General features: G+C 53.2%; 25 protein-coding genes. All 25 read left to right on the top strand.

The window, feature by feature from the left end; all coding sequences use genetic code 11:
- Positions 1-8: 8 nt before the first annotated feature.
- The 25 genes from C173_RS08145 (at position 9) to lysS (ending at position 26,568) form a co-directional block, all read left to right on the top strand.
- Positions 9-344: an FtsB family cell division protein gene (locus C173_RS08145; RefSeq protein WP_036723947.1), complete on the top strand. Its 336-nt coding sequence runs from the start codon at positions 9-11 to the stop codon at positions 342-344.
- A 125-nt stretch (positions 345-469) separates the two neighbouring features.
- Positions 470-970 (top strand): S1 domain-containing RNA-binding protein, encoded by a 501-nt coding sequence (locus tag C173_RS08140; RefSeq protein WP_036696437.1) that lies wholly within the window; start codon positions 470-472, stop codon positions 968-970.
- A 673-nt stretch (positions 971-1,643) separates the two neighbouring features.
- Positions 1,644-4,151 carry a stage II sporulation protein E gene (spoIIE, locus tag C173_RS08135; protein ID WP_036723945.1) on the top strand — a complete coding sequence of 836 codons (2,508 nt, stop codon included), beginning with the start codon at positions 1,644-1,646 and terminating at the stop codon, positions 4,149-4,151.
- Positions 4,152-4,493: 342 nt separating this feature from the next.
- On the top strand, positions 4,494-5,240 hold the full coding sequence (locus tag C173_RS08130) for a hypothetical protein (protein WP_036723943.1): 747 nt from the start codon (positions 4,494-4,496) through the stop codon (positions 5,238-5,240).
- Positions 5,230-6,168 carry a serine/threonine protein kinase gene (locus tag C173_RS08125; RefSeq protein ID WP_442792623.1) on the top strand — a complete coding sequence of 313 codons (939 nt, stop codon included), beginning with the start codon at positions 5,230-5,232 and terminating at the stop codon, positions 6,166-6,168. The genes C173_RS08130 and C173_RS08125 overlap by 11 nt, the downstream gene beginning before the upstream one ends.
- Before the next feature lie 58 nt (positions 6,169-6,226).
- Positions 6,227-7,690, top strand: a complete 1,464-nt coding sequence (gene tilS, locus C173_RS08120) for a tRNA lysidine(34) synthetase TilS (protein ID WP_442792622.1) — start codon at positions 6,227-6,229, stop codon at positions 7,688-7,690.
- A 46-nt stretch (positions 7,691-7,736) separates the two neighbouring features.
- Complete coding sequence (gene hpt, locus C173_RS08115; protein WP_036723938.1) at positions 7,737-8,276, top strand: hypoxanthine phosphoribosyltransferase; 540 nt, start codon at positions 7,737-7,739, stop codon at positions 8,274-8,276.
- Positions 8,277-8,387: 111 nt separating this feature from the next.
- Positions 8,388-10,433 carry an ATP-dependent zinc metalloprotease FtsH gene (ftsH, locus tag C173_RS08110; protein ID WP_036723935.1) on the top strand — a complete coding sequence of 682 codons (2,046 nt, stop codon included), beginning with the start codon at positions 8,388-8,390 and terminating at the stop codon, positions 10,431-10,433.
- 246 nt (positions 10,434-10,679) lie between these two features.
- On the top strand, positions 10,680-11,618 hold the full coding sequence (nadA, locus tag C173_RS08105) for a quinolinate synthase NadA (protein WP_036723934.1): 939 nt from the start codon (positions 10,680-10,682) through the stop codon (positions 11,616-11,618).
- 39 nt (positions 11,619-11,657) lie between these two features.
- Positions 11,658-13,274 (top strand): L-aspartate oxidase, encoded by a 1,617-nt coding sequence (gene nadB, locus C173_RS08100; RefSeq protein ID WP_036723931.1) that lies wholly within the window; start codon positions 11,658-11,660, stop codon positions 13,272-13,274.
- Positions 13,264-14,136 carry a carboxylating nicotinate-nucleotide diphosphorylase gene (gene nadC, locus C173_RS08095; RefSeq protein ID WP_036723928.1) on the top strand — a complete coding sequence of 291 codons (873 nt, stop codon included), beginning with the start codon at positions 13,264-13,266 and terminating at the stop codon, positions 14,134-14,136. Before nadB ends, nadC begins: the two co-directional genes overlap by 11 nt.
- Entirely contained in the window at positions 14,136-14,903 is a 768-nt protein-coding gene (locus C173_RS08090) for a type III pantothenate kinase (RefSeq protein WP_036723925.1), read from the top strand. The genes nadC and C173_RS08090 overlap by 1 nt, the downstream gene beginning before the upstream one ends.
- A gap of 51 nt (positions 14,904-14,954) precedes the next feature.
- A complete protein-coding gene (gene hslO / locus C173_RS08085; RefSeq protein WP_036723923.1) occupies positions 14,955-15,839 on the top strand; it encodes an Hsp33 family molecular chaperone HslO in 885 nt (294 codons plus the stop codon).
- 9 nt (positions 15,840-15,848) lie between these two features.
- Positions 15,849-16,793 carry a peptidylprolyl isomerase gene (locus C173_RS08080; protein WP_051477909.1) on the top strand — a complete coding sequence of 315 codons (945 nt, stop codon included), beginning with the start codon at positions 15,849-15,851 and terminating at the stop codon, positions 16,791-16,793.
- Positions 16,794-16,967: 174 nt separating this feature from the next.
- A complete protein-coding gene (gene cysK / locus C173_RS08075; protein ID WP_036723922.1) occupies positions 16,968-17,906 on the top strand; it encodes a cysteine synthase A in 939 nt (312 codons plus the stop codon).
- Positions 17,907-18,070: 164 nt separating this feature from the next.
- On the top strand, positions 18,071-19,693 hold the full coding sequence (locus tag C173_RS08070; RefSeq protein ID WP_036723919.1) for an anthranilate synthase component I family protein: 1,623 nt from the start codon (positions 18,071-18,073) through the stop codon (positions 19,691-19,693).
- Positions 19,690-20,271, top strand: a complete 582-nt coding sequence (gene pabA, locus C173_RS08065; protein ID WP_036723918.1) for an aminodeoxychorismate/anthranilate synthase component II — start codon at positions 19,690-19,692, stop codon at positions 20,269-20,271. The genes C173_RS08070 and pabA overlap by 4 nt, the downstream gene beginning before the upstream one ends.
- A complete protein-coding gene (locus C173_RS08060) occupies positions 20,268-21,146 on the top strand; it encodes an aminotransferase class IV (RefSeq protein ID WP_036723916.1) in 879 nt (292 codons plus the stop codon). The genes pabA and C173_RS08060 overlap by 4 nt, the downstream gene beginning before the upstream one ends.
- Positions 21,143-22,000 (top strand): dihydropteroate synthase, encoded by an 858-nt coding sequence (gene folP / locus C173_RS08055; protein WP_036723914.1) that lies wholly within the window; start codon positions 21,143-21,145, stop codon positions 21,998-22,000. Before C173_RS08060 ends, folP begins: the two co-directional genes overlap by 4 nt.
- A gap of 33 nt (positions 22,001-22,033) precedes the next feature.
- Positions 22,034-22,396, top strand: a complete 363-nt coding sequence (folB, locus tag C173_RS08050; RefSeq protein WP_036696480.1) for a dihydroneopterin aldolase — start codon at positions 22,034-22,036, stop codon at positions 22,394-22,396.
- Between the two features lie 9 nt (positions 22,397-22,405).
- Entirely contained in the window at positions 22,406-22,957 is a 552-nt protein-coding gene (folK, locus tag C173_RS08045; RefSeq protein ID WP_036723913.1) for a 2-amino-4-hydroxy-6-hydroxymethyldihydropteridine diphosphokinase, read from the top strand.
- Complete coding sequence (locus tag C173_RS08040; protein ID WP_036696484.1) at positions 22,909-23,118, top strand: helix-turn-helix domain-containing protein; 210 nt, start codon at positions 22,909-22,911, stop codon at positions 23,116-23,118. The genes folK and C173_RS08040 overlap by 49 nt, the downstream gene beginning before the upstream one ends.
- 45 nt (positions 23,119-23,163) lie before the next feature.
- Positions 23,164-24,180: a tRNA dihydrouridine synthase DusB gene (dusB, locus tag C173_RS08035; protein ID WP_036723910.1), complete on the top strand. Its 1,017-nt coding sequence runs from the start codon at positions 23,164-23,166 to the stop codon at positions 24,178-24,180.
- A 224-nt stretch (positions 24,181-24,404) separates the two neighbouring features.
- The gene (gene greA / locus C173_RS08030; RefSeq protein ID WP_036696487.1) at positions 24,405-24,884 is read left to right on the top strand and encodes a transcription elongation factor GreA; all 480 of its coding nucleotides are present in this window, start codon (positions 24,405-24,407) and stop codon (positions 24,882-24,884) included.
- Between the two features lie 169 nt (positions 24,885-25,053).
- Complete coding sequence (lysS, locus tag C173_RS08025; RefSeq protein ID WP_036723908.1) at positions 25,054-26,568, top strand: lysine--tRNA ligase; 1,515 nt, start codon at positions 25,054-25,056, stop codon at positions 26,566-26,568.
- Positions 26,569-26,894 lie beyond the last annotated feature (326 nt).

The raw sequence follows: 26,894 nt of genomic DNA, 5'->3' as shown, positions 1-26,894 counted from the left end.
TAAGCTGAATGAACAGATTCTCTGCGGAAGAGAAGAATACGAACCAGAGTGCTTCGGCCGCAGGCGCGAAGAGAAGAAAGTTTATATGGATTCTTGTGATGGCTGTTTTCTTCGGCTGGGCCGGATTCACTTTCTTTGCCCAGAGCGCAGTAATCGCCGACAAGAGCGAACAGCTCGCCCGTAAGAAAGAGAACAGTGAGAGTGTAACAGCCACGATGAATCAATTGAAATATGAGGTCTCGCGGCTGAATGACGATGAGTATATCGGACAATTAGCGCGTAAATGGTACAATATGTATCCTGCAGGGGAATCCCCTATCCGTACCGAGCAATCCGGGCAATAAAAGCAGGCGAAAAGAGGCTTACGCTGTGTTGCCTTGCTTTGCTCTTTACTGTATAATCAAATCACCGCAGACAGGATGGACATTATATTCGTCTGTATATTTTTAAGGGAGGATCATTTTATTCTATGGCAATTGAAGTGGGCACCAAGTTAGAGGGCAAGGTGACAGGCATCACGCATTTCGGAGCATTTGTGGATCTGTCAGGAGGTGTCACAGGTCTCGTTCACATCTCGGAGATCGCCGATAACTACGTCAAGGATGTTAACGATCATTTGAAGATTGCGGATGTAGTAACCGTTAAGGTGATCAATGTTGACAAGGACGGCAAGATCGGACTTTCCATTAAGCAAGCCGTTGATAAGCCGGCATCGGAAGTACGTCCCCCCAGAGCTCCAAGACCTGAACGTCCAAGCGGTGGAGACCGTTTCGGCGGTGGTGGCGGCAGTGGCGGAGGCGGCGGTGGATTCAATCGTGAACGGGGTGGGCGTCCATTCAAGCCTGCAGCCGGTAAACCTTCATTCGAGGATAAAATGTCACGCTTCCTGAAAGACAGCGAAGAACGGATATCTTCGATCAAGAAGAACACAGAAGGAAAGCGCGGCGGCCGTGGAGCCAAGCGCGTATAATCTGAGTCTTGCACATCATAAATAACCGCAGGGGTGTTGCGCCCCTCGCGGTTTTTTTGTGTTTGTGCCCGCAGGCCGAATGTAGGCCAAAAACCGAACACCATCGGCAGCTTGGAGGCGCGTGAACCAAATGTAATCGGAAAACCGACTACAATCGGCAACGTGGAGGCGTACGGACCAAATGTAATCGGAAAATCGACTACAATCGGCAGCATGGAGGCGTGTGAACCAAATGTAATCGGAAAACCGATTACAATCGGCAACGTGGAGGTGTACGGACCAAATGTAATCGGAAAACCGATTACAATTTGCTCGCAACGCAGAGTATGAGCAGCCCAAGCCCACCCCAGCTCTATACCGCGCGCCCAAGCTCCCGGCTATTTTTGTCGGGCTTTGAACAAATTGCCGACAGCATCTATGCCATTCTCACATAACTCTAGGGCAATCGCTGACGAATGTCCGCGCGGCCACTACCTGCAACCGGCAGTCTGACTGCGGCAGTCCGCAGCCGATCTTTTACCCCGTATGGGATTGGGAGGCTTTTCCACAGAATGTCGGGACAGGCTTTTTTGTCGGAAATTTTTTACAGATTGCTCTCCGTTTCTGACAAACTTTCTTAAGACCCCCACTATATAATGAGAACCATAAAATTCATAAACGGGTGGTGCAGGGAATGAGTAAAAGCAATGTGGTGAATTTGCCGGAGTGGACAAGAGCAGGAAGCAAAGACAAAAATCAGAAAGAAGCCTTAGGTACGCGCTTGAAGGTGTGGGGCACCAAGCTGCCGGTTATCCAGTTCATCGCGGTCAAGAAGTGGGTACTGCTGCTTAGCCTAATGGGCTTTTTGCTGGGACGGGCTATGATCCTGGATGAGCTTACCCCGTTTGCTGCTGCTTATTTCGCCGTCATTGTATTTATGCGCAGGGATTCCATGCTGCCTGTGGCCGCAGCCATCGTGCTCGGCAGTCTCTTCACCCCATTTCCGGGTGCCATCGTGGTTGCGGCAGAGCTGATTATTTTTTATCTGATCTACAAAGGGCTGGAGAACTTCCAGCGGGTGGATCTGTCTTATGCCCCTCTGATGGTGTTCGTAGCTTCGTTTATGGTGGGACTGTTCCAGGTCGTTATCGGTCCTTCGCTCACGTGGTATCCGCTGATGATGGCGGCCATTGATGCCATACTCGGATTCGTGCTGACGCTTGTATTCCTGCAGGCGCTTCCTTTATTCACCTATAAGCAGAAAAGCAGGGCACTCCGCAATGAGGAGGTACTCTGTCTGATCATTTTGCTGGCTTCCGTCATGACTGGCCTTGTCGGCTGGACCATTAACGGTCTATCGCTGGAGCATGTTTTATCGCGGTTTCTGATTCTGATCTTTGCCCTGGCCGGAGGAGCGCCGCTTGGTGCTGCGGTTGGTGTAGTGACCGGACTAATTCTCAGTCTGGCCGATATCGGAGCCATCTATCAAATGAGCCTGCTGGCCTTTTCCGGGATGCTGGCAGGCATGATGCAGTCCGGACGCAAAGGGGCGGTCTCCATCGGGATGCTGCTGGGATCAACGATTCTATCCGTATACTTCATGGGACCGGGCGATGTCATGAATTCTACCTGGGAGACCTGTGCAGCTGTAGTATTGTTTCTTCTAACACCTAAGGGGATGATTACTGCCATTGCCAAATATGTACCAGGCACAGCCGATCACAGCCGTTCCCAGCATGAATATGCCCGGAGGGTCCGGGATATTACAGCAGACCGGGTGACCCAGTTCTCGCAGGTATTCCAGCAGCTCTCCAGCAGCTTCGGGCAGATTCCCCGGGCCGCAGAGGCGGGCAAAAGCGACCGTGAGATGGAGGACTTTATGAATACGGTAACAGAGGGAGCCTGCGCCGGATGCATCCGGCGGACCCACTGCTGGGATGCCAAGTTCTATCAGACCTACAGGTATATGACGGACATGATGACCACGGTCGAGGAGTGCCCGGACATTACCGCTGCCCAGCTACCGCCGGAGTGGAGCCGGATCTGCGGCAGGACGGGGGAGGTTCTTGAGGTGATGAAGGGCCAATATGAGCTATACCAGCATGATATGCGCTGGAAGCGGCAAATATACGACAGCCGCCAATTTGTGGCCGAGCAATTATCCGGAGTCTCGCAGGTCATGGAGGACCTGGCGAAGGAGATTAAGCGGGAAGGGCAGGCGATGTACCGGCAGGAGAGCCAGATCCGGGAGGCGCTGGAGAAGCTGGGCCTCTCCATTCACAGCATTGAGATTCTGAGTCTAGATCCCGGCCGGGTAGAGATTGAAGTCGTGCATGCCTACACCCGGGGCTTCGATGAATGCCGCAAAATGATTGCCCCGCTGCTCTCGGATATTCTGGAGGAGAATATCGCAGTGGTCAGTGAGACCGCCGTCCATCCCCGTGAGGGCCTGTCGATGGTGACCTTTGGCTCGGCCAAGGCTTACGAGATTAGCTCCGGCGTAGCTGCAACCGCCATGGGAGGCGATATGTTGTCGGGGGACAGCTTTAGTACGGTGGAGCTGGGTAACGGTACCTTCGCCGTCTCCATCAGTGACGGAATGGGCAACGGGGAGCGGGCCCGGATGGAGAGCAGCGCTGCGTTATCTATGCTGGAGAAGCTGCTGCAATCGGGAATGGATGAGAAGCTGGCGGTGAAATCCGTTAACTCCATTCTGCTGCTGCGCTCCCCGGATGAATTCTATGCGACAGTAGATATGGCGCTGATCGACCAGTATTCGGCGCAGACCATCTTCATGAAGATTGCTTCCGCTCCAAGCTTCATCCGGCGGGGCAGCGAGGTGATCCCTGTGACGGCCAGCAATCTGCCGATCGGCATCATCAAAGATATCGAAGTGGATCTGGTCACCATGCAGCTTCGCCCCGGTGATATTCTCATTATGATGACTGATGGTATTTACGATGCGCCCGGATATGCCGTTAATAAGGAGATATGGATGAAACGTCTGATTCAGGAGCTGGAGGGCGATGACCCGCAGGATATGGCGGACGAGCTGCTGGATAAGGTAATCCGCTATCAGGGCAATGAGGTCCATGATGATATGACCATCGTAGTCAGTCGTGTGGATCATTACCACCCGGAATGGTCCAGCCTGCATATGCCCGGCGTAGGCCGGATGGAGCGCCCGCGTACGGTTAGCTAACGCAGTTGCGATACGATTGGTGGGTATCACTTGAGTTTAAGTCTGATTAAGCTGAAAATGTTGTACGAAATGCAGTCTGACGCTGAAGATACCTGGGTGTTGGAGTGAGAAAGTTTGGAGCCGCAGAAGCGTTAGCGTTCGCCTTTGTCTTCTGATTTCAACCGCTAAATGGTTTTTGGTAAATCAAGAAATCGGAAGACAACAGCGATCGGAAGTCCACAATTCTTGCAGTGACCCTTGCCTCACCTTGACTTCATTCCGAAGTTTTTCAGCTATAGGCGGCGTTTGAAATCTCTCAACCTTGGCAATGCTAGTAACTAGACAAGGAAGGGAGGAACGGTCATGAAGCAAATTCTGCTGATCACGGACGGTTGTTCGAATGTGGGGGAGAGTCCGGTGCTGGCGGCAGCACACGCCCGTCAGGAGGGCATCACGGTCAATGTTGTAGGGGTCGTGGATTATGGAACCATCGGTGAGCTGGGCAGCCGGGAGATTGCCGATATTGCCAAGGCAGGGGGCGGGATCAGCCGGATCGTGGGAACCCCGCAGCTGGCCCAGACCATTCAGATGATGACACGCAAGACGGTGGTTCAGACCATTCAGCAGGCGGTTAATAAAGAGGTGCAAAAAATTCTCGGCGACGGCTCACTGGCGGAGCTGCCTCCGCAGCAGCGTTCACAGGTGGTTACCGTGGTCGATGAGCTGACCGAGACCTCGCCGCTGCGCATTGCGCTTTTAATTGATGCAAGCGCCAGTATGAAGCCGAAGCTTGGCGCGGTGGAGGACGCCATCCGTGATCTGGCGCTCAGTCTGGAGGCCCGGGAAGGGCGCAGCGAGATTGCCGTGTTCCATTTTCCCGGACGCTCCGGCAGTGAGGATGCCATGCTGGATATCGACTGGACCCGGAATGTGTCCGAGGTCCGCTCCCTCTTTTCCAGACTGAAGATGCGGGGGGCTACGCCGACCGGGCCGGCTATTTTCAAGGTGCTGGAACATTACCGGTATGATAAACTGGAAGAACATCGTAATTATCTTCCAGGGGAAGATGACGGGGCAAGAGAAGGGATGATTGATGGGTATGTCGTCTAATCCATCCTATCCGGCAGGCACAGTGATTACCGGCAAATGGCGGGGGAACCGTTATGTCGTGGAGCGTGTGCTGGGGAAGGGGGCAAACGGAACCGTATATCTGGTGCAGCGGGAAGGCCGACGGGAGCGGTATGCGCTCAAGATCGGATACGATACGCTGGAGCTGCAGTCTGAGATTAACGTGCTGACCTCCTTGCAGTCCTGCCGTAAGCGCAGCGAGCACCGGGCCCGCAAGGAATCGCCGCTATCCTCCTATCTGCTGGAATCGGATGATTTCAAGGACCGGGACCATACCCCCTTTTATGTGATGCGTTATGTGGAAGGAAGGCCGCTGCACCATTTCCTGTCCAGGAACGGTGCCTCCTGGCTGGGGCTTGTCGGAATGACGATTCTGGAGAAGCTGCAGACGCTGCATGAGTGCGGCTTCGTGTTCGGGGACCTGAAGCCGGAGAATGTCATGGTATCCAGCTACGGGGAAGCCGAGCTGATTGATTACGGAGGGGCAAGTCCAATCGGACGGAGCGTGAAGCAGTTCACCGAATGGCATGACCGCGGATTCTGGAATGCCGGCAGCCGGACAGGCGACCAGAGCTATGACCTGTTTGCTTTTGCCGTCCTGTGCCTGCGTCTGCTTAATGAAGAAGGGCTGAAGTCTGCCGCCCAGCAGCTGCCGCAGACAAGGAGCGTAGAGGAGCTGATGAAGCTGGCCCGGGAGCTGCCGGATAAGAAGCTGTCCTCCTGGCTATGCCTCGCGCTCAAAGGCGGTTTTCCCGGTTCCGCGCAGGCAGCAGAGATCTGGAGAAGCCACATCTACAGAGGACGGAAGACCGGACACGAGACGATGGCGACCCCGCGCTGGCTCAAAAATGCGTTCGCGCTGTCTTTATTTCTGCTGGCATTCACGCTATACTGGGTGTTCCGTTTCTGAGATCTGAAATCGTACATAATCCACAAGATGCTGACCGCCGGAGCAGGCCGTGTAAGGGATGGCAGGAAAGGAAGCCCCTATGGAGCACAGGAAGGAACTGGTGGAATCCGTAATGGAGGCTGCGGCTGAATATGAGCTGTGGGCGCCCCATGACACCATTGTAGTCGCAGTTTCCGGAGGGCCGGACTCTGTGGCTCTTTTGCGTATTCTGCATGAGATATCCCTGACCCGGATGCCGCTGACGCTGATCTGCGCCCATGTCAATCACGGGTTCAGAGCCGAGTCGGTTGAGGAAGCAGAGCTGGTCCGGGACCTCGCGGCCGAGCTGGGTATTCCCTTCGAGCTGGGCGAATTCGATATTCCGTCCATCATTAAGGAGAGCGGGCTTGGGCCGGAAGGGGCTGCACGGGAGAAGCGTTACCAGTTCCTGATTGCTACCGCACACCGTTATCAGGCGCGTTCGGTGGCGCTGGCCCATCATGCAGACGATCAGGCCGAGACGGTGCTTATGCGGCTGCTGCGGGGGAGCGGGCCTTCGGGCCTTGCCGGCATGCGCTGGAAACGGACCGAAAAAAAGGTGGAACTCATCCGCCCCTTCCTGCGTATTAACAAAACGGCTCTTGTCGGCTTTTGCCGGGAGGAGGGCCTGGCTTATGCGGAGGATACGACCAACCTCCTGACGCAGTACAAGCGGAATGCAGTCAGGCTGGAGCTGCTCCCTATGCTGGAGCAGCATAATCCGAGAGTGAGACAATCGCTTCTGCAGCTGGCTGAAATTGCCTCGGCGGAAGATGAATATATGGAGGCGAATGCGGCAAAATGCTTTGATGAGCTGGTTTTCACCGAGCATGGAAAATACACCTTGAAAAGAGCTGCCTTTGCGGCCATACCCTCCGCTTTACAACGGCGTTTGATTAAACTAATATTAAATTATCTGTCGGCGGATTCATCATTCATGGATTTTTCCAAGATTGAAGCAGTACGCCGGGGAACGCTGCAGGAATACCCTACCGTCTGGACGCTGGATATGGGTGGCGGTTATGTCTGCGTGCGGCAATATGATACCATTGTGTTCTCGTCCAAGCCCTTGACCCGGCAGGTAAGCTATACATACCGGCTGTCTTTGACTCATCCCCGGATTAAGCTGATGGAGATAGGAAAGGTTATGACGATGAGGGGGCTTGCGGGGGAAGTTTTTTCTGCACAGGAGGAGGATTACGGGAAGAACTCGGCTTGGTTTGACGGGGACGATCTTGTCCTGCCGCTCACCATTCGTTCCCGGTTGCCTGGAGATACCATAAGGGTTATGGGATTAAACGGAAGCAAAAAGGTAAAAGATATTTACATTGATGATAAAATACCTTCTTCCGAACGGCCTGCAATTCCCCTCGTATGTGATGCACTCGGCAATATCGTCTGGATTCCGGGCGTAAGGCGCTCGGTGCATGCCGCAGTTGGGCGGCACACGGCCTCAGTTCTGCTCCTGACCCTGGAAGACTTGGAACAGGGCGAAGAATCGTAATGGCCGAAGTAAGTCTTTCATAAGTATATCTTAGGAGGTTCGCAAGTTGCAGAATGATATTCAGGAAATCTTGATCAGCGAAGATGAAATTCAACAAAGAATCAGGGAGCTTGGCGCCCAGCTGAGCAAGGAATATGCAGACCGCACACCTTTAGTGATTTGTGTACTCAAAGGTGCGTTTATTTTTATGGCGGATCTGGTTAAAGTGATTACAGTACCCGTTGAAATGGACTTCATGGCGGTATCCAGCTATGGCGGTACAACCAAATCATCCGGCGTAGTCAAAATCATCAAGGATTTGGACACATCGGTTGAAGGCCGTGATGTTCTGATTGTCGAGGATATTATCGACAGTGGCCTTACACTCAGCTATCTGATTGACATGCTGCAGGGGCGCAATGCCGCTTCTGTCAATGTAGTCACTCTGTTCGACAAGCCCTCGGGCCGTGCAGTGAATCTTGAAGCCCAGTATACCGGCTTTGTGATTCCTGATGCATTCCTTGTAGGTTATGGACTGGACTATGCCGAGCTGTACCGGAACCTCCCTTATGTAGGTGTACTGAAGCCTGAAATTTATACCAAATGAACTACCCGACAGCCTTAGATCTACGGATCACTTTTCTGGATTTCCTGACAATTTGAGGAGTCCGGTCAGGCTATGGTACAATAACTTGAGCGTTGCGAGAGGAGGTAGGGGATGAATCGGTTCATCCGGAATTCTGGTTTTTATTTGATTTTATTTTTAGTCGTGGTGGGCATAGTCCAGTTTGTAAGCAATGGAAATGAATCCGCCGATCTCCCTAGATATGATGAGTTGCGGCAGGAGATCTCGAACAATAATGTGAAGAGCATGACGGTTCAGTTTGAGGGGAATGCATTTCTGGTTACTGGCGAATATAAAGAGCTGCCACCCGAGGCTAAATCGAAGAATTTCTCCACTTATGTTCCTCCTACAGACGAGGCCCTTAACGAGCTTGTGGCTGCCAGCGATAAGAACGGCATAGAACTTAGCCAAAAGAAAATGGAAGGTGACAGCATCTGGCTGACATTCCTCTCTTCCATGATTCCACTGGTCATCATGTTCATCCTGTTCTTCTTCCTGTTCAATAATGCACAGGGCGGCGGCGGCAAGGTGATGAACTTCGGCAAGAGCAAGGCCCGGTTATATAATGAAGAGAAGAAGAAGATCAGCTTCGAGGATGTTGCAGGAGCTGACGAAGAGAAGCAAGAGCTGGTTGAGGTTGTTGAATTCCTCAAGGACCCCCGCAAATTCGCAGCGGTGGGTGCCCGGATTCCGAAGGGGGTACTCCTTGTAGGTCCTCCGGGAACAGGTAAAACCTTGCTGGCCCGTGCAGTTGCAGGGGAAGCGGGCGTTCCGTTCTTCAGCATCTCCGGTTCCGACTTCGTGGAAATGTTCGTCGGTGTCGGCGCATCCCGCGTACGTGACTTGTTCGAGAACGCGAAGAAGAACGCTCCTTGTATTATCTTTATCGATGAGATCGATGCTGTGGGACGTCAGCGCGGCGCAGGACTTGGCGGCGGACATGACGAACGGGAACAGACCCTTAACCAATTGCTCGTTGAAATGGACGGCTTTGGCGGCAACGAAGGCATTATCATTGTCGCGGCTACCAACCGCGCAGATATTCTTGACCCGGCGCTGCTCCGTCCGGGACGTTTCGACCGTCAGATTACGGTTGACCGTCCAGATGTGAAGGGCCGTGAAGCTGTACTGAAGGTTCACTCCCGCAACAAACCGCTGACCAAGGATGTAAGACTTGACGTTATCGCCAAGCGTACTACCGGCTTCACTGGTGCCGATCTGGAGAACCTGCTAAACGAAGCGGCATTGCTTGCTGCACGCCGTAACCGCAAGGACATTACGATGCGTGAAGTGGATGAAGCGATTGACCGTGTCATCGTCGGTACCGAGAAGCGCAGCCGCGTCATCAGTGACCGCGAGAAACGGATTGTCGCATATCACGAAGCAGGCCATACCATTGCCGGCTACTTCCTTGAGCATGCTGATGTGGTTCACAAGGTTACCATTATCCCGCGCGGCCGTGCCGGCGGATATGTTATTATGCTTCCTAAGGAAGACCGGATGATCGTAACCAAGCAAGAGCTTCTGGATAAGGTTACCGGATTGCTTGGTGGACGCGTTGCTGAAGAAATGTTCATTGGCGAAATCGGCACAGGCGCTTACAGTGACTTCCAGCAGGCTACGCGCATTGTGCGTGCGATGATTATGGAATACGGAATGAGCGATAAGCTTGGGCCCTTGCAGTTCGGTGCAACCCAAGGCCAAGTCTTCCTGGGCCGGGATATCGGACATGAACAGAATTACAGTGACTCCATTGCTTATGAGATTGATCAGGAAATGCAGAACCTTATCCGCAGCAGCTATGAGCGCTGCAGAGAGCTGCTGACCAAGCATTCCAAAGAAATGCACCTGATTGCCAACACCCTGCTTGAGAAGGAAACGCTGGAGCTTGATCAGATCACAGAATTGATTGAGCAAGGCTACCTGAGCGAGGATGGCAAGCCAGAAGAAGGCGAGGCCATTACCAATGAAGCGGGCGAGCCGATCATTGATTCCATCGGTGATGTGCGTGTCCGGATTCAAGGCAAAACTGGCGAGGAATCCCCATTAGACCTGTCCAAGGATATTCCGAACAAGCCGGACCCAGAAGAGGGCAACGGACCGGATGACGGGAATAAGGGCGGCGGAAGCCTGGTCTAAGCTGTATCGCAGCAAATTGTGTAATCTAGCCCGGAGAACCACTGGTTCTCCGGGCTTTTCTTTTAAAATATAAGAATGTATATGTTTCACACGGCAACTTGTCCTCCGGTTTCTCTCTGAAACAGAGCGCCCGCTTAGATTGACAGGGGGTGGAACGTTGTGTACATTAGTGAATAAATATTAAATTTATCATTTATAAGAAATGTATTGGCGTTAAGCCATGAAGACATAAGGGGGAGACTGACCGTGGAAGCTCTGGCGCTTGAGCGCAAGCAGGAACAGAATCGTGAACTTCGTGTGCGCCTCGAACAGCTTAAGAAGGAACGGAATGCTATTATTCTGGCTCATTATTATCAGCGTGATGAAATTCAGGAAGTTGCCGATTTCCGGGGAGACTCGTTTTTGCTGGCCCAGAAGGCGGCGGAGACAGAGGCAGATGTAATTGTATTCTGCGGCGTTCATTTCATGGGGGAAAGCGCCAAGATTCTGGCGCCGAACAAGACGGTCCTGATTCCTGATGAACGTGCTGGTTGCCCGATGGCTGACATGGTCAATGTGGATGGGCTGCGTAAGCTGAAGGCGCAGCATCCCAATGCGAAGGTAGTAACCTATATCAATTCCTCTGCAGAGATTAAGGCGGAGACAGATATTTGCTGCACCTCAGCGAATGCGGTGAAGGTGATCGAATCACTCGATGCTGAAGAAATCATCTGGGTGCCCGATAAGAATCTGGGTCAATATGTGCAGGATCAGACCGGCAAGAAGCTGATTATCTGGGAGGGCTATTGCAATACTCATGACATGCTTACCGTCAAGGATGTCATGGAGATGAGAGCCAAATACCCGGAAGCTGAATTTGTTGTACACCCCGAATGCCGCCCGGAAGTCGTGGCAATGGGGGACTATGTGGGCAGCACTACCTCAATTCTGGAATATTGCCGGAAATCGGACCGCCGGCAGTTTATTGTGGGTACTGAGGATGGAACCGGGTATCAGCTGCGGCTGGACAGCCCGGATAAGGAGTTTCATTTTGCCACCAAATTCCTGGTATGTCCTAATATGAAGGTAAATAATTTGAAAAAGCTGGTCAAATGCCTGGAGACGATGAAGCCGCAGATCTATGTACCGCCTGCAGTCGCCGACAAAGCCAGAACATCCTTAGAGCGCATGCTACAAGTCCGGTAGCATGCGCTACTCTTTCGTTGAAACAGGTGAAAAGCGGTCATGATTCCACAATATTTGGTTGATTTTGATCTTCAGGGACTTCCTGTAGTTAAGACAGACTGCCTGGTCATTGGTTCCGGTATTGCCGGGTTATTCACAGCGATCAAGGCCAGCGAAGACCGGAAGGTTATTATGATTACGAAGAAGACCGTAATGGAGAGCAACACACGGTATGCCCAGGGCGGAATTGCGGCCGTCATTTCGGAGGATGATTCGCCGGCGTATCACCGTCAGGATACCCTGATGGCCGGCGCGGGACTGAACTCCTCTGCGGCTGTGGATGTGCTGGTCAATGAAGGGCCCGAAGGCGTCCGAGAACTGATCCGGCTTGGCACGATTTTCGATAAGGAGAATGGTGTACTTGCCTTAACCCAGGAGGGGGCACATAGCCACCGCCGTATTTTACATGCAAATGGGGATGCTACAGGATATGAGATTGTCCGCGCACTCGCTGAACAGGCTGCCCGGCATGAGAATATTGAGACCTGGGATGACCATTATGTCGTTGACCTGATTACGGAGGACGGAGAGTGTCTGGGAGCGCTTGTACAGCGGCCTGACGGCGGGCGTTTATTCCTGCAGGCAGATGCAACAATCCTATGCTCCGGCGGAGCAGGACAGCTATACCGTTACACGACCAATCCTGAGGTGGCCACCGGAGACGGGGTAGCCATTGCTTATCGTGCCGGTGCCCATATCCGGGATATGGAGTTCATTCAGTTTCATCCGACAGCACTCAGCTATCCTGGCGCTCCGCGCTTCCTGATCTCGGAGGCTGTGCGGGGAGAAGGCGCTGTGCTGCGGAACATTAACGGTGAGCGGTTCATGGAACGTTATCATGAGCTGCAGGAGCTGGCCCCGCGGGATATTGTTGCCCGCGCCATTGTAAGCGAGATGGAATTGACCAAATCCACCTTTGTCTATCTGGATATTACGCATGAACCGGCGGATATGGTTAAACACCGCTTCCCGACCATTTATGCAACCTGCATGAGCTACGGGCTGGATATTACAAGTGACTGGATTCCGGTGGCTCCTGCTGCGCATTATATGATGGGGGGCGTGAAGACCGACCTGAGCGGAGAGAGCACGGTTGCCCGCCTGTTTGCCTGCGGTGAGGTATCATCTACTGGTGTGCAAGGTGCCAACCGGCTGGCCAGCAACTCCTTGTCGGAAGCTGTTGTGTTCGGCCGCCGGATCATTGAACGAATCCGCCAGCTTCCACCGCTTGACCGGGATAACCTATCGGTAGCCTATCATCAGGCAAGGGTAGAAGCTCCTGCACAGGCAATTGTAGAACGGCGGTTGAAGCTGCAAAAGGCTATGGTGCGGTACGCCGGACTGCGGCGGAACCGGGAAATGCTGAACAAAGGCTTGGATGAGATAAAGCGCCAACTGCCGATTTTTAATACCAAGCTGACAACACGGGAAGAATACGAGTTCGCCAATATGCTTACATGCTGTCTGCTGATCACTGAATCGGCCCTGGCACGGGAGGAGAGCCGCGGTGCGCATTATCGTGAGGATTATCCGCTGCGCAGTGACGCACAGTGGCAGAAGCATCTGCTCCAGATTCGCGAACTTGGAATAGTGGAGGAATTAAGTGATGATGTTTAACGGATACAATGAAGATCTGCTTAAGGCTATTAAGGGCTGGCTGCAGGAGGATGTCGGCTCGGGCGATATTACTACCCGAACAACCATTCCTGCCGGGCATGAGTCCAAGGGAATCATCCATGCCAAGGAAGACGGGATTATTTGTGGAATCCCCGTGGCCGAGCTGGTATTCGAAGTTGTTGATCCTGGGCTCGTATTCACGGCGCTGGTCCAGGAAGGACAAGCTGTCTCCAAGGGCACTGTGATTGCTGAGGTAGAAGGCAGCACTCATGCCATCCTGACCGGTGAACGGCTTGCCCTCAACTTGATGCAGCGTTTATCCGGTGTGGCCTCGCGCACGGCTTCTTTTGTAGAGAAGCTTCAAGGGCTGCCGACCCGCCTGGTGGATACCCGCAAGACCACACCGGGTCACCGGATGCTGGAGAAATATGCAGTCCGCATAGGCGGCGGAGCCAACCACCGTTACGGTCTGTATGATGCGGTAATGATTAAGGACAATCATATCAAGGGGGCCGGCGGCATCCGTCAGGCAGTAGGGCGTGCCCGTGCCAATATCCCGCACACCATGACCATTGAAGTAGAGACGGAGAGTCTGGAGCAGGTAGAGGAAGCGCTGGCGGCCGGAGCGGATATTATTATGCTCGATAACATGTCTCCTGAGCAGATGGCTGAAGCCGTGAGAAGAATCCGGACCAAGGCGAAGCATGTCACCATCGAGGCATCGGGCAATGTATCTCTAGAGACGGTCCGGGGCATTGCTGAATCGGGTGTGGATGTGATTTCGGTAGGACGGCTGACGTATTCCTTCGCGAGTCTCGATATCAGCCTGGATCTGAATGGCAAGAAGGAGGGAGCCCTCTGATGATACTTGTCGTCGATATCGGCAATACGAACATCGTGCTGGGTGTCTACCGGGGCAGTGAGCTGCTGCACCATTTCCGGCTGAGCACTGCCCGCGGGTCCACTGTCGATGAATATGGTGTAATGATTCATAATCTGTTCAGCATGTCGAATCTCTCGTTCAGGGATGTCGAGGGGGTCATCATCTCCTCGGTTGTTCCGCCGCTCGTGCAGGTTATCGTAGAGATGTGTGTCAAATTCATCGGCAAGGACCCGCTCCTTGTGGGGCCTGGTATCAAAACCGGGCTTAATCTGCGTTATGAGAACCCGCGCGAAGTGGGGGCGGACCGGATTGTGAACGCGGTTGCGGCGATTGAGCAGTATAAATGTCCGCTTGTCGTCGTTGATTTCGGCACGGCAACCACCTTCGACTGCATTGATGCCGGGGCCAACTATCTGGGCGGTGCTATCGTGCCGGGTCTGGGCATTTCCACGGAGGCCCTCTATCTGCGGGCATCCAAGCTGCCCCGGATTGAGCTGGAGAAGCCCAAGAAGGTAATCGGGCGCAATACCGTACATGCGATGCAGGCAGGGATCATTTTTGGCTATGCCGGTCAGGTTGAGGGTATCGTCAGACGCATCAAGCAGGAGATGAATGCTCCCGTTCTCAAGGTTATTGCTACCGGAGGGCTGGCCTCACTGATTGCCAGTGAGACAGAATGTATCGATGAGGTGAATCCGATGCTGACGCTTGAAGGATTGCGCATTATTTACAACCGTAACAAATAATCATAAAGATGAACCTATACAGAAGAGAGAGATAGGAGGAGTAGGCACCCAATGGATAATAAGAAGGACCGGCTGGTCCGGGGGACGGCGATGAACGGAAGAGTCAGAGCGTTCGCTGTCCGTACCACAGAGCTTGTCGATGAATTGCGGCGCAGACATGATACGTATCCGACGGCTACGGCAGCGCTTGGACGTACGGTTACTGCCGCAGCTATAATGGGAGCCATGCTCAAGGGGCAGGAGAAGCTCGCGATTATGGTCAAAGGAAACGGTCCGCTCGGGCAGATTACGGCTGAATCCAATGCCCTGGGAGAAGTTCGCGGCTATGTGCGCAATCCGCATGTTCATCTGCCAAGCAACAGCATGGGCAAGCTGGATGTTGCAGGGGCGGTAGGTACGGAAGGCTTCATTGATATCAGCAAGGATCTGGGGATGAAGGAGCCGTACCGCGGCAGTGTGCCTATCGTTTCAGGAGAGCTGGGTGAGGATTTTACCTATTATTTTGCCCTCTCGGAGCAAACGCCTGCTGCTGTAGGACTTGGAGTGCTGGTGGAGACCGATAATTCAGTCAGAGTTGCCGGAGGCTTTATTATTCAGCTGCTGCCCGGGCTGACCGATGAGGAGATTACCGAGGTTGAGCAAGCGGTTGGAGCCATGCCTTCGGTTACGTCCGTGCTGGATCAGGGGCTTGAGCCTGAGGAAATGCTGCGGCTGCTGCTGCCGGATGCTGTGATCATGGATGAGCTGGAGGTCCGATTTGTATGTCAGTGCTCACGGGAACGGATTGAGCAGACTCTGGTTAGTCTGGGTGAGCACGAGCTGGAACGGCTGATCGAAGAAGATGATACGGCAGAAGTTGTCTGCCACTATTGCAATGAGAGCTATGTATTTAACAAGGATGAACTGCAGGTAATCCTCGATCAAGCGAAGTCATAGGGCTATGAAATGGTGACAAGACAGGAGCGCGCGCTGCGCAATGCCGTTATATTACTTGCTGTGGCAACGCTGGTGCTGGGAGGGCTATTATTCTGGAGCCTGCGTGCCATGGCACTGCTGAAGGCAGAGACGGCTGAAGGAGAAGCCTCGGATGTCGCTGCTGCCGGAGGACAGCCGGTCACGGAACAGGAATGGATAGAGGAGCTTCAGAAGAAGCACGGGGAAGAAGTGCTGCTGAGCATGCTGAATCACATCGTGGTAGGCAAGGAAGCCGCAGCGCTGGGAATTATGGTCACGGATGATGAGATTGAATGGGAACTGAAGCGGGGAATGTCCGGTTACAGCTCGGAGGAGCAATATTATCAGCAGATGCAGTCTGAGCTTGGACTATCCCGTCAGGAGCTGCGTGAGGAGACGGCATACCGGCTGACACTCCAGGCCATAGCAACGGCCGGCATTACGGTCAGCGATGCGGAAATTGATGATTATCTGAAGCAAAATAGCGAGAGATTCATGCCCCGCAAGCAAATGCAGCTCTCTATCATCCAGACCTCCACCTATAACGAGGCCAGTACAGTGATGGACCGCCTGGAGCGGGGTGAGGATTTTGCAGTGCTGGCCCGTGAGGTCTCGATCGACGAGGAGAGCCGCCAGCATGGCGGCAGTATCGGAACGGTCGAGGAGAAGGACCCGTTCTGGCCTGAGGAGCTGCTGGAGACAGCAGCCGGGCTGGAGAATGGCGATATCGCAGGACCGCTGCAGGTTGACGGGGGGTATGCTGTGATCCGTCTGGAGAAGCTGATTGATCCTGTGAAGCCGGATCAGGAGGAACTGCGGCGGATGATCGGCCAGCAGCTGAGACTGGAGCAGGCAGCGCCCTTGCAGCAGGTAGAGCGTGAATTACGGGCCAAATATGATACAGCAATATATATTGACAACAGCCTGCAAGATTGATAATATGAAATTAAATATAAAACCTACTGATTTAGTCGGAAATATTAAGCGGTACAATTACAACTGTTAGTTACCCAGGCATTGTGAACCGGGAGCTACGGTAATATATGCTGATAGCATCTGTCATAAGTTCCGCACCCTAATTCATTTATCATTCCAAGGAGGTTTTTACTCATGGCTAAAGTCGTCAACAGTGTAACAGATTTGATCGGTGGCACACCGCTCGTCCGCCTGAACCGGATTGTTCCGGAAGGCTCGGCAGAGATCTTCCTGAAGCTGGAATACCAGAATCCAGGCTCCAGTGTGAAAGACCGTATTGCCATCAGCATCGTAGAAGAGGCTGAGAAAGAGGGCCTGTTGAAGCCGGGTGGCACGATTGTAGAAGCGACCAGCGGTAATACAGGGATCGGCCTGGCGCTTGTTGCAGCTGCCAAAGGCTACAAGGCCATTATTGTTATGCCGGAAACGATGAGCCTTGAACGCCGCAACCTGCTGCGCGCTTACGGCGCTGAGCTCGTATTGACTCCGGGATCAGAAGGAATGAACGGTGCGGTCAAGAAGGCTGAGCAGATTCTGAGCGAGAATCCGGATTATTTCCTTGCGGAGCAGTTCAAGAACAAGGCTAACGTGAAGATCCATCGCGAGACCACTGGACCGGAGATCGTTGAAGCGATCGAATCCGTAGGCGGCCCGCTGGATGCATTCATTGCCGGTGTCGGCACAGGCGGAACGATCAGCGGTGCGGGTGAAGTGCTGAAGAGTCAATATCCGGGCGTGAAGATCTATGCGGTAGAACCTGCGGCTTCACCGATCCTGGCTGGAGGCAAACCGGGCCCGCACAAGATTCAGGGTATCGGGGCTAACTTCGTGCCAGAAATTCTGAACCAGAATATCTATGATGAGATTATTCATGTTGAGAATGATGAAGCGTTCGAAACTGCCCGTCGCGTAGCCAAGGAAGAAGGCGTGCTGTCCGGTATTTCCTCCGGTGCGGCTGTATTTGCTGCACTGAAGGTAGCGAAGGAACTTGGCGCAGGCAAGAAAATTGTTGTCATCATCCCAAGCAACGGCGAACGTTACCTGAGCACTCCGCTCTATAACTTTGAAGTATAATTGCTGAGAATTCAGCTCTTACGAAGAGCCTGCCCTATCCGCTTTCACAGGGATACCGCAGGCTCTTTTTTCGGATAATAAGCATTTATAAGAATTGCGGGCTTTTCAAAGTAACCCTATGTACAGTATACTGACAGGCAATAAACTATCGATGAGACGGGAGAATGGTTGTGGAGATCTTAACGGCTTGGCAGGACTGGGAGCAGTGGGCAGAGGCAGATGAGGCCTGGAGCGTCCTTCCCCTGATCCTGAGGAAACGGCAGGACAACCAAGGCTTGCCCCGCAGCTGGAAGCAGGCCTGGGAACAGGCTTCCCCCTATTCGGTTGTCCTGGAGAGCGGCAAGGGCGGGCGCTACACCTATCTGGGCCTGAGCCCTGTCTCCATCATCGAAGGGCGGGGAGCCGTTGCGGAGAGCTATACTCCCGGAGCCAAGGCTTCGGGGCTTATAGAATCTGCCGTAACGGAAGGCCAGCCGCTACAAGTGCTGCAGGCATGGATGGGGGAATATACATCCCCCCGCCTGCCGCTTGACGGTCTGCCGCCGTTCATCGGCGGCTGTATCGGATTTCTTGGCTATGATGTGGCCCGTTCCCTGGAGAAGCTGCCGTCGCTTGCCAGGAACAACCCTGAGTTTCCGGATTATCTGTTCATGAGACTGGAAGAAGTGTGGATCTACGATGAGCAGGAGCAGCAGCTCTACTGTGCAGTTCATATCTCTGTGCCGGATACTGTATCCGGTAACCTGGATGGGCTAAGGAGTCTTTATGAGGCTGCTGTGCACCGTGCGGAGCGCATGCTGGAGCAGTGGAGCCTTCTCTACGCACCGGCAGAGCCGGAAGAAGCGGCCGATGCAAGGTACGCCGGGCTTACGCGCAGGGTGGAGAGCGAGGCCGAGATCACCGGCGAGTGGCCCGGTATGAGCTCGGATTTCTCAGCTGCACCCTTCCAGCAGGCTGTGCTGAAGGTCCAGGAATACATCCGTGCCGGAGATGTATTCCAAGTGAACCTCTCGCTGCGCCAGCAGGCGCAGCTCAAGTCCACACCCGAGGAAGTCTACGAATGGCTCCGTAGACTCAACCCGTCCCCGTACATGGGGCTGCTCCGCACGCCCGGCTTCGCGCTCTCCAGCGCATCGCCGGAGCTGCTCGTCAAGCTGCACGGGGACAAGGTCAGCGCCCGCCCCATTGCCGGCACCCGGCGGCGGGGCCATACTCCCGCGGAGGACGCCGCCATGGAGGCGGAGCTGCGCGGGAGCGAGAAGGAGATCGCCGAGCATATTATGCTTGTCGATCTGGAGCGCAGCGACATCGGCCGTGTCGCCGCCTACGGAACGGTCAGCGTGCCGGAGCTGCTGACCGTAGAGCGATACTCGCATGTCATGCATCTCGTCTCGCAGGTCGAGGGAATCGTCGCACCCGGCAGGGATGCGTACGATGTCATTGCCGCCTTGTTCCCCGGCGGCACCATCACGGGCGCGCCCAAGGTGCGCACCATGGAGATCATCGAAGAGCTGGAGCCGGTCCGCCGGGGGCCATATACTGGATCTATGGGCTGGATTGACTATAACGGCAATATGGAATTAAATATAATCATACGTACGCTCGCAGTGAAGGACGGAATCGGCTACATTCAGACAGGTGCGGGAATTGTGATCGATTCAGACCCTTACCGTGAGTACCGGGAATGCCACAACAAAGCCAAAGCGGTAGTAAAAGCCATTCTCTGCAGTGAACGCGAGCAGGAAGAGCGGGCTGCCCTCGGCGCCGAAGGAGGAAGCGCAATATGATCTTGGTCATCGATAATTATGATTCCTTTACGTATAACCTGGTGCAGTATCTGGGTGAGCTGGGGGGAGAAGTTAAGGTAGCGCGCAACGATGAGATCAGCATTGAGGAGATAGAAGCATTAGCCCCCGATCATATTCTGATCTCCCCGGGACCCTGCACACCGAATGAGGCAGGCATCAGCCTTGCGCTGCTGCAGCATTTCAAGGGCATCATCCCCATATTCGGCGTATGTCTCGGACACCAGGCGATCGGACAGGCTTTTGGCGGTAATGTCATCCGCGCAGAGCGCCTTATGCATGGCAAAACCTCACCCATCCACCATAACGGTACCTCCGTATTTGAGGGGCTGGAGTCTCCTTTCACGGCGACACGCTATCATTCACTGATCGTGGAACGAGAGAGTCTGCCGGATTGCCTGGAGATTACCGCCGAGACCGCTGAAGGCGAGATTATGGCCCTGCGGCATAAGGAATACCCGATTGAAGGGGTACAGTTCCATCCCGAGTCGATTATTACGAATCACGGCCATACCATGCTGCGCAATTTCCTGAAACGGAGAGCCGGAGAACCGGCATGAAATATATAGGACTTAACAACAAAGCAGTCGACGCCAAAGACGCCGTGGTCTCCGCTCTGGATCACGGCTTTTTGTACGGCATGGGTCTGTTCGAGACCTTCCGTACGTATGGGGGACAGCCCTTCCTGCTGGAGCGCCATCTGAGCAGAATGGCAGAGGGCTGCCGCCAGCTGGGCATTCCCTTTGAGCCGGACGTACAGGAGCTGCGGGAATGGATTCGGCTTGTAATGGACAAGAATGAGCTTAGTGAGGCGTATATCCGCTACACCGTTACAGCCGGTGAGGATATTCTGGGTCTGCCATCCGCAGCCTATAAGCAGCCTAATTATCTGCTCTATATCAAAGCCCTGCCGGTCACACCAACCGGCTTATACACGGAAGGCAAAGAACTTCAGCTTCTGAACCACCGGCGTAATACCCCGGAGGGTGCGGTAAGGCTTAAATCGCTGCACTATATGAACAACATCCTGGCAAAACGTGAATTGTCCGGTTATCCGTCCGCAGAGCGAGGAGTCGAGGGACTGATGCTGACCGCACAGGGCGAGGTCGCCGAAGGGATTGTGAGTAATATTTTTTTTATCTCCAATAAGCGGCTCTATACCCCCGATATCTCCACCGGGATTCTTCCGGGAATTACCCGGGAAATGGTGCTTGAGCTGGCAGCGGCCAGCCATCAGCCTGAACAAGGTTTTTACCGCTGGGAACAGCTTGCGGCTGCGGATGAAATCTTCCTCACCAATTCTGTGCAGGAGATCGTACCGGTAAGCACATTATGGAATGGAGACCGGCGGATAACCATAGGCAGCGGGCGTTGTGGAGAGCAGACGGCTGCACTTATGAGACTGTACAGAGAAAGGACGGATATGCTGATATGAAGCCAATGATCTATGAGCGGACTTACCGCTGCGGAAGCAGCGAGCTGAAATTGGGCAAGCGCACGCTAATTATGGGCATACTCAATGTGACGCCGGACTCTTTTTCAGATGGGGGCCTGTGGACAGAGCGGGATAGAGCGGTAGAGCATGCATTGCAAATGGCGGCAGAGGGTGCCGATATTATCGATATAGGCGGGGAATCCACGCGTCCGGGTCACCAGCCGGTAAGTTCTGAAGAGGAATTGGCCCGTGTACTTCCTGTTATTGAGCGTATCCATCAGGCCGCCCCGCATCTCCCCCTCTCTATAGATACCTATAAGGCGGAAGTCGCCCGTCAGGCGATTCAGGCCGGTGCGCATATCATCAATGATGTATGGGGAGCCAAGGCCGATCCGCAGATGGCGGCGGTTGCTGCGCAGGCAGACTGTCCGATCATTCTGATGCATAACCGCCATGACCGTGAGTATAAGGACTTGATCAGCGATATGACGGATGACCTGAGCGAGAGCATTCACCTGGCGCTGGCAGCCGGAGTGAAGCCGGACAATATTATTTTGGACCCGGGAATCGGCTTCGCCAAGGACTATGAAGAGAATCTTCAGGTCATGACTGGCCTCGGCGCACTGACGAAGCTGGGATATCCGGTGCTGCTGGCCACTTCGCGTAAAAAATTCATTCGTACCGTCCTAGGTCTGCCCGCAGATGATGTCCTGGAGGGGACCGCAGCTACTGTTGCCTTCGGGATTGCCCAGGGCTGTCAGCTTGTGCGGGTTCATGATATTGCGGCAATGAAACGTACCGTAGAGATGTGTGACGCCATGTTATATGCAGGTTCACCTGTGCTCTGCGTATAGACTATATTCTTCAAGAGAAGGCAGGTACCCTTAATGGATAAAATGAAGCTGCACCGCATGGAGTACTACGGTTACCATGGCGTGTTTGAAGAGGAGCGGAAGCTTGGCCAGCGTTATTATATCGACCTTGAGCTGGAGCTTGATTTGCAGGGAGCAGGGCTCAGCGATGATCTGGAGCAGACTGTGAATTATGCTGAAGTTCATGTTGTAGTCAAAAAAATTGTCGAAACCCAGTCCTTCAAGCTGATAGAAGCTTTGGCGGAACATATTGCATCCGGGTTACTGGACACTTATACTGTTATCAATGCAGTAACGGTCCAGGTGACCAAGCCGCATCCTCCTTTTGATATTCACTTCCAGGGAGTCACTGTAGAATTGCGCCGGACGAGAAAGTGAGACAGACTGATGAACATACCTTCTACCTCTGAGGCATCAGAGGCTTATATTGCTTTAGGGGCTAACCTGGGTGACCGTCAAGGCACCTTGAGAGAAGCCCTGCACCGGCTGGAGCATCACGACAAGATTGAAGTTATGCGCACCTCCCGGGTCTACGAGACGGAGCCTGTCGGATATCTGGATCAGCCTCAGTTTCTTAACATGGCGGCTGTTCTGCGCACCACACTAGCACCGGAGGAGCTGCTTCATGTGATGCTGGACACGGAGACCCAGTTAGGCCGGGTGAGGGATGTGCGGTATGGACCGAGAACGGTAGATTTGGATTTGCTGTGGGTAGAGGGGTTGACCCTGGACACGCCGGATCTGACGCTGCCTCATCCGAGGATGCTGGAGCGGGCGTTTGTCCTTCTGCCGCTCAGCGATATCTTATCGCAGAACGAAGAGTCTTCCGGTTTCCGCAGATTAATTACAACAGCGCTGCAAGACATAGACGGAAAGGCAGGAATTCGCCTGTGGACAACAAACGTATGGGAATGCGGGTCAGAGCGTTCCGGAAGCTGAAGGGCTACACGCAGCAGGAACTGGCGGATTCTGTCGGAATATCACTTGCTGTGCTTGGCGCAGTGGAGCGGGGCAACAGACGTTTGGAAGATCAAATTTTAAATAAAATTGCGGATTTTCTGGAAGTGACGGTAGAGGAACTGGCCCATCCGGCACCCTAAGACCGGGCTGAACGTTACAAATTGAGGTAGGGAAGTGATTGGGCCATGCTGAAGATTGGTGATATTGAATTGAAGAATCAGGTCGTGCTGGCGCCTATGGCTGGCGTATGTAACCCGGCATTTCGTCTGATTGCCAAAGAATTCGGGACTGGCCTGGTCTGTGCGGAGATGGTCAGCGGCAAGGCGATCGTACATGGCAACCAGCGTACGCGTGAGATGCTCTTTGTCGATGAGCGCGAGAAACCGCTGAGCCTGCAGATTTTTGGCGGTGACCGGGAATCGCTGGTGGATGCGGCGAGAATTGTCGATAAAGAGACGAATGCCGATATCATCGACATTAACATGGGCTGCCCGGTGCCCAAGGTGACCAAATGCGATGCCGGAGCACGCTGGCTGCTGAATCCGGACAAAATCTATGAGATGGTATCCGCAGTAGTGGAGGCCGTGGACAAACCGGTCACCGTGAAAATGCGGATCGGCTGGGACAGCGAGCATATCTTCGTTGAAGAGAATGCACGTGCGGTGGAACGGGCCGGTGGAGCGGCGGTCAGCGTACATGGGCGGACCCGCGAGCAGCTCTATACGGGACGTGCCGACTGGAATTATATCCGTATGGCTAAAGAGGCAGTATCGATCCCGGTAATCGGCAATGGCGATGTGAATACGCCGGAGGATGCGCGGGCGATGCTGGACCAGACCGGCTGTGACGGTGTAATGATCGGGCGTGGCGCACTGGGCAATCCGTGGATGCTGTACCGGACGATTCAATATTTGGATACCGGTGTTCTGATGCCTGAGCCTGGCGCTGAAGAGAAGATTAAGGTAGCCATTCTTCATATGGACCGCCTGATTGCTCTTAAGGGTGAAGCTGTGGCTGTCCGCGAGATGCGCAAGCATCTGGCCTGGTATTTGAAGGGCTTTAAGGCGGCGGCACGCGTGAAGGACGTTATTATGGAAGAAACGAAACGTGACGAGATGGTGCGGATTTTGAATGATTTTGTCGGTCAGCTTAAGCAGGATGAGGAGCAGAACAGCGCGGATAGCGAGCTTTTTGCCGTATGAGCCTCACATATTCCTGGGACTAAGCCCCGTTCCTGTGTGCTTTATTGATTATTGCTAAACATTATATGGGGCGTCATTGACATTTTGTAGCGGTTCCAATATAATTTCACAGTATAAAATCGCCGTTACAGCAGGAGCAATGGTGAAGGAGGGTTCTGATCCCTCCGGATTCGCATATAGTATGGTGTTTTCAATAAATGTATACGACAGGAGAATCGGTTAAGATGAGCGATAAAGAAGTCATCCTTACACCGGACGGACTTAAGCGTCTGGAAGAAGAACTGGAGTTCCTCAAATCCGTTAAACGCCGCGAAGTAGCGGAACGTATCAAAGTGGCTATCGGCTACGGAGATATCAGTGAGAACTCGGAATATGAAGACGCGAAGAATGAACAGGCCTTCATTGAAGGACGGGTTCTTACTTTGGAGAAGATGCTCCGCAATGCCCGTATTATTAATAGTGATGAGATCGTGACAGATGTGGTAAGCATCGGAGTAACGGTGAACGTTGAAGATATGGAGTATGGCGACATTATGGAGTACACCATCGTGGGTACTGCCGAATCCGATCCGCTGAACAACAAAATTTCCAATGAGAGCCCTGTAGGCAGAGCGATCATCGGCAAGAAGATTGGTACGATTGTGGATGTTAGTGTCCCTGCAGGCGTCATTCAATATAAAATTCTTGATATCAAAATGAAGTAAGACGGTTCCGAAAGCTTCCTTAGGGAAGCTTTTTTCAAAAGATATGAATACCAGCCGTAAAATATGGGTGAACACATACAGCTTATATTTTGTACCGGAACGGACTGTCCTCTAGATCGGGGCGGAGCCGTTTCTTCTTTTGTATAGTGAGTAAGAGAGGATGAAGAACATGACGGAAGAAATCAACAACGTCGAAGCTACAGAGAATGAATTAAGTGAATTGCTGCAGATCCGCCGGGGCAAGCTGGACGAGCTCCGCGCACTCGGGATCGACCCGTTTGGCAAGAAATATGAGCGTACCGCTGCTGCAGGCGATCTTCTGGCCAAATACGACGGGCAAACCAAGGAAGAGCTGGACGAGCTGGCGCTGGAGGTTAGTGTGGCCGGACGCATTATGGCGAAACGGGTCATGGGCAAGGCAAGCTTTTCTCACATCCAGGACCTTAGCGGCAAAATCCAGATCTATGTGCGCCAGGACAGTATCCCTGAGTCGCAATATGCAGCCTTCACGATCCTTGATCTTGGCGATATCGTCGGTATCCGGGGAACCCTGTTCAAGACAAAGACCGGCGAAACCTCTATTAAAGTGGATAACCTTGAGGTGCTGTCCAAGTCCTTGCTTCCGCTTCCCGAGAAGTATCATGGTCTGAAGGATGTAGAACTCCGCTATCGTCAGCGTTATGTGGACCTGATCATTAACCCTGAGGTACAGCAGACCTTCATCATGCGTTCACGGATTATCCAATCGATGCGCCGTTATCTGGACTCGCTGGGTTATTTAGAGGTGGAGACTCCGACCCTGCATGCCATCGCTGGCGGAGCAGCGGCCCGTCCGTTTATTACACACCACAACACGCTGGATATGCAGCTGTATATGCGGATTGCCATCGAATTGCACCTGAAGCGTCTAATCGTCGGCGGTCTGGAGAAAGTCTATGAGATTGGCCGTGTATACCGTAATGAGGGTATTTCAACACGCCATAATCCGGAATTCACAATGATCGAGCTGTATGAAGCGTATGCGGATTACAAGGACATTATGCATCTGACAGAGAGTCTGATCGCTCATATTGCCAGCGAGGTGCTGGGCTCCCAGGTAATTAATTATCAAGGACAGGAAGTGGATCTGTCTCCAGGCTGGCGCCGCGTTACTATGGTGGATGCCGTTAAGGAAGTAACCGGAGTAGACTTCGGTGTTCAGATGACGGATGAAGAAGCACAGGCTCTGGCTAAGGAACACCGGGTACCGGTAGAGAAGCATATGACCTTTGGACATATCCTGAATGCGTTCTTCGAGCAGTTTGTTGAAGAGACGCTGATTCAGCCGACATTCGTAATGGGACATCCTGTAGAGATCTCACCGCTTGCCAAAAAGAATGAAGAGGACCCGCGCTTCACCGACCGGTTCGAGCTGTTCATTGTGGCCCGCGAGCATGCCAATGCGTTCAGCGAGCTGAATGATCCGATTGACCAGCGTCAGCGCTTCGAAGCACAGATTCACGAGAAAGAGCAGGGCAATGATGAAGCCCATGAGATGGATGATGATTTCATCCGCGCTCTGGAGTACGGCATGCCGCCAACAGGCGGACTGGGTATCGGTGTAGACCGTCTGATCATGCTGCTGACCAATTCAGCATCTATCCGTGACGTGCTGCTGTTCCCTCATATGCGTAATAAAGACTAAGGATTTCTCTGATTCCAGACCCGGATAACCAAGGGAGCTGCTCAGGCAGTTCTCTTGGCATCGGGGATTGAATACTCTGGTCAAATGATTTAGAAATAATGCTTGCAATGAATGTCTATCCGTGATATATTCTATTTCTGGCCGCGAAACATCAACGCCTGGCTCGAACAAGAAGTTGAAAAAAGAGCTTGCATTGATCGGCTGGATGTGATATATTATAAGAGTTGCTGGTGACGACAACATCGACGCTAACAACGAGCTTGATCTTTGAAAACTGAACAACGAGTGAGTATCTGGAGATCACTTCGGTGAGATCCAAAAATGAG

The sequence above is a fragment of the Paenibacillus sp. FSL R7-277 genome (assembly GCF_000517965.1).
Classification (GTDB): domain Bacteria; phylum Bacillota; class Bacilli; order Paenibacillales; family Paenibacillaceae; genus Paenibacillus_AQ; species Paenibacillus_AQ silagei.
This window is presented reverse-complemented; position numbering and strand designations above follow the sequence as displayed.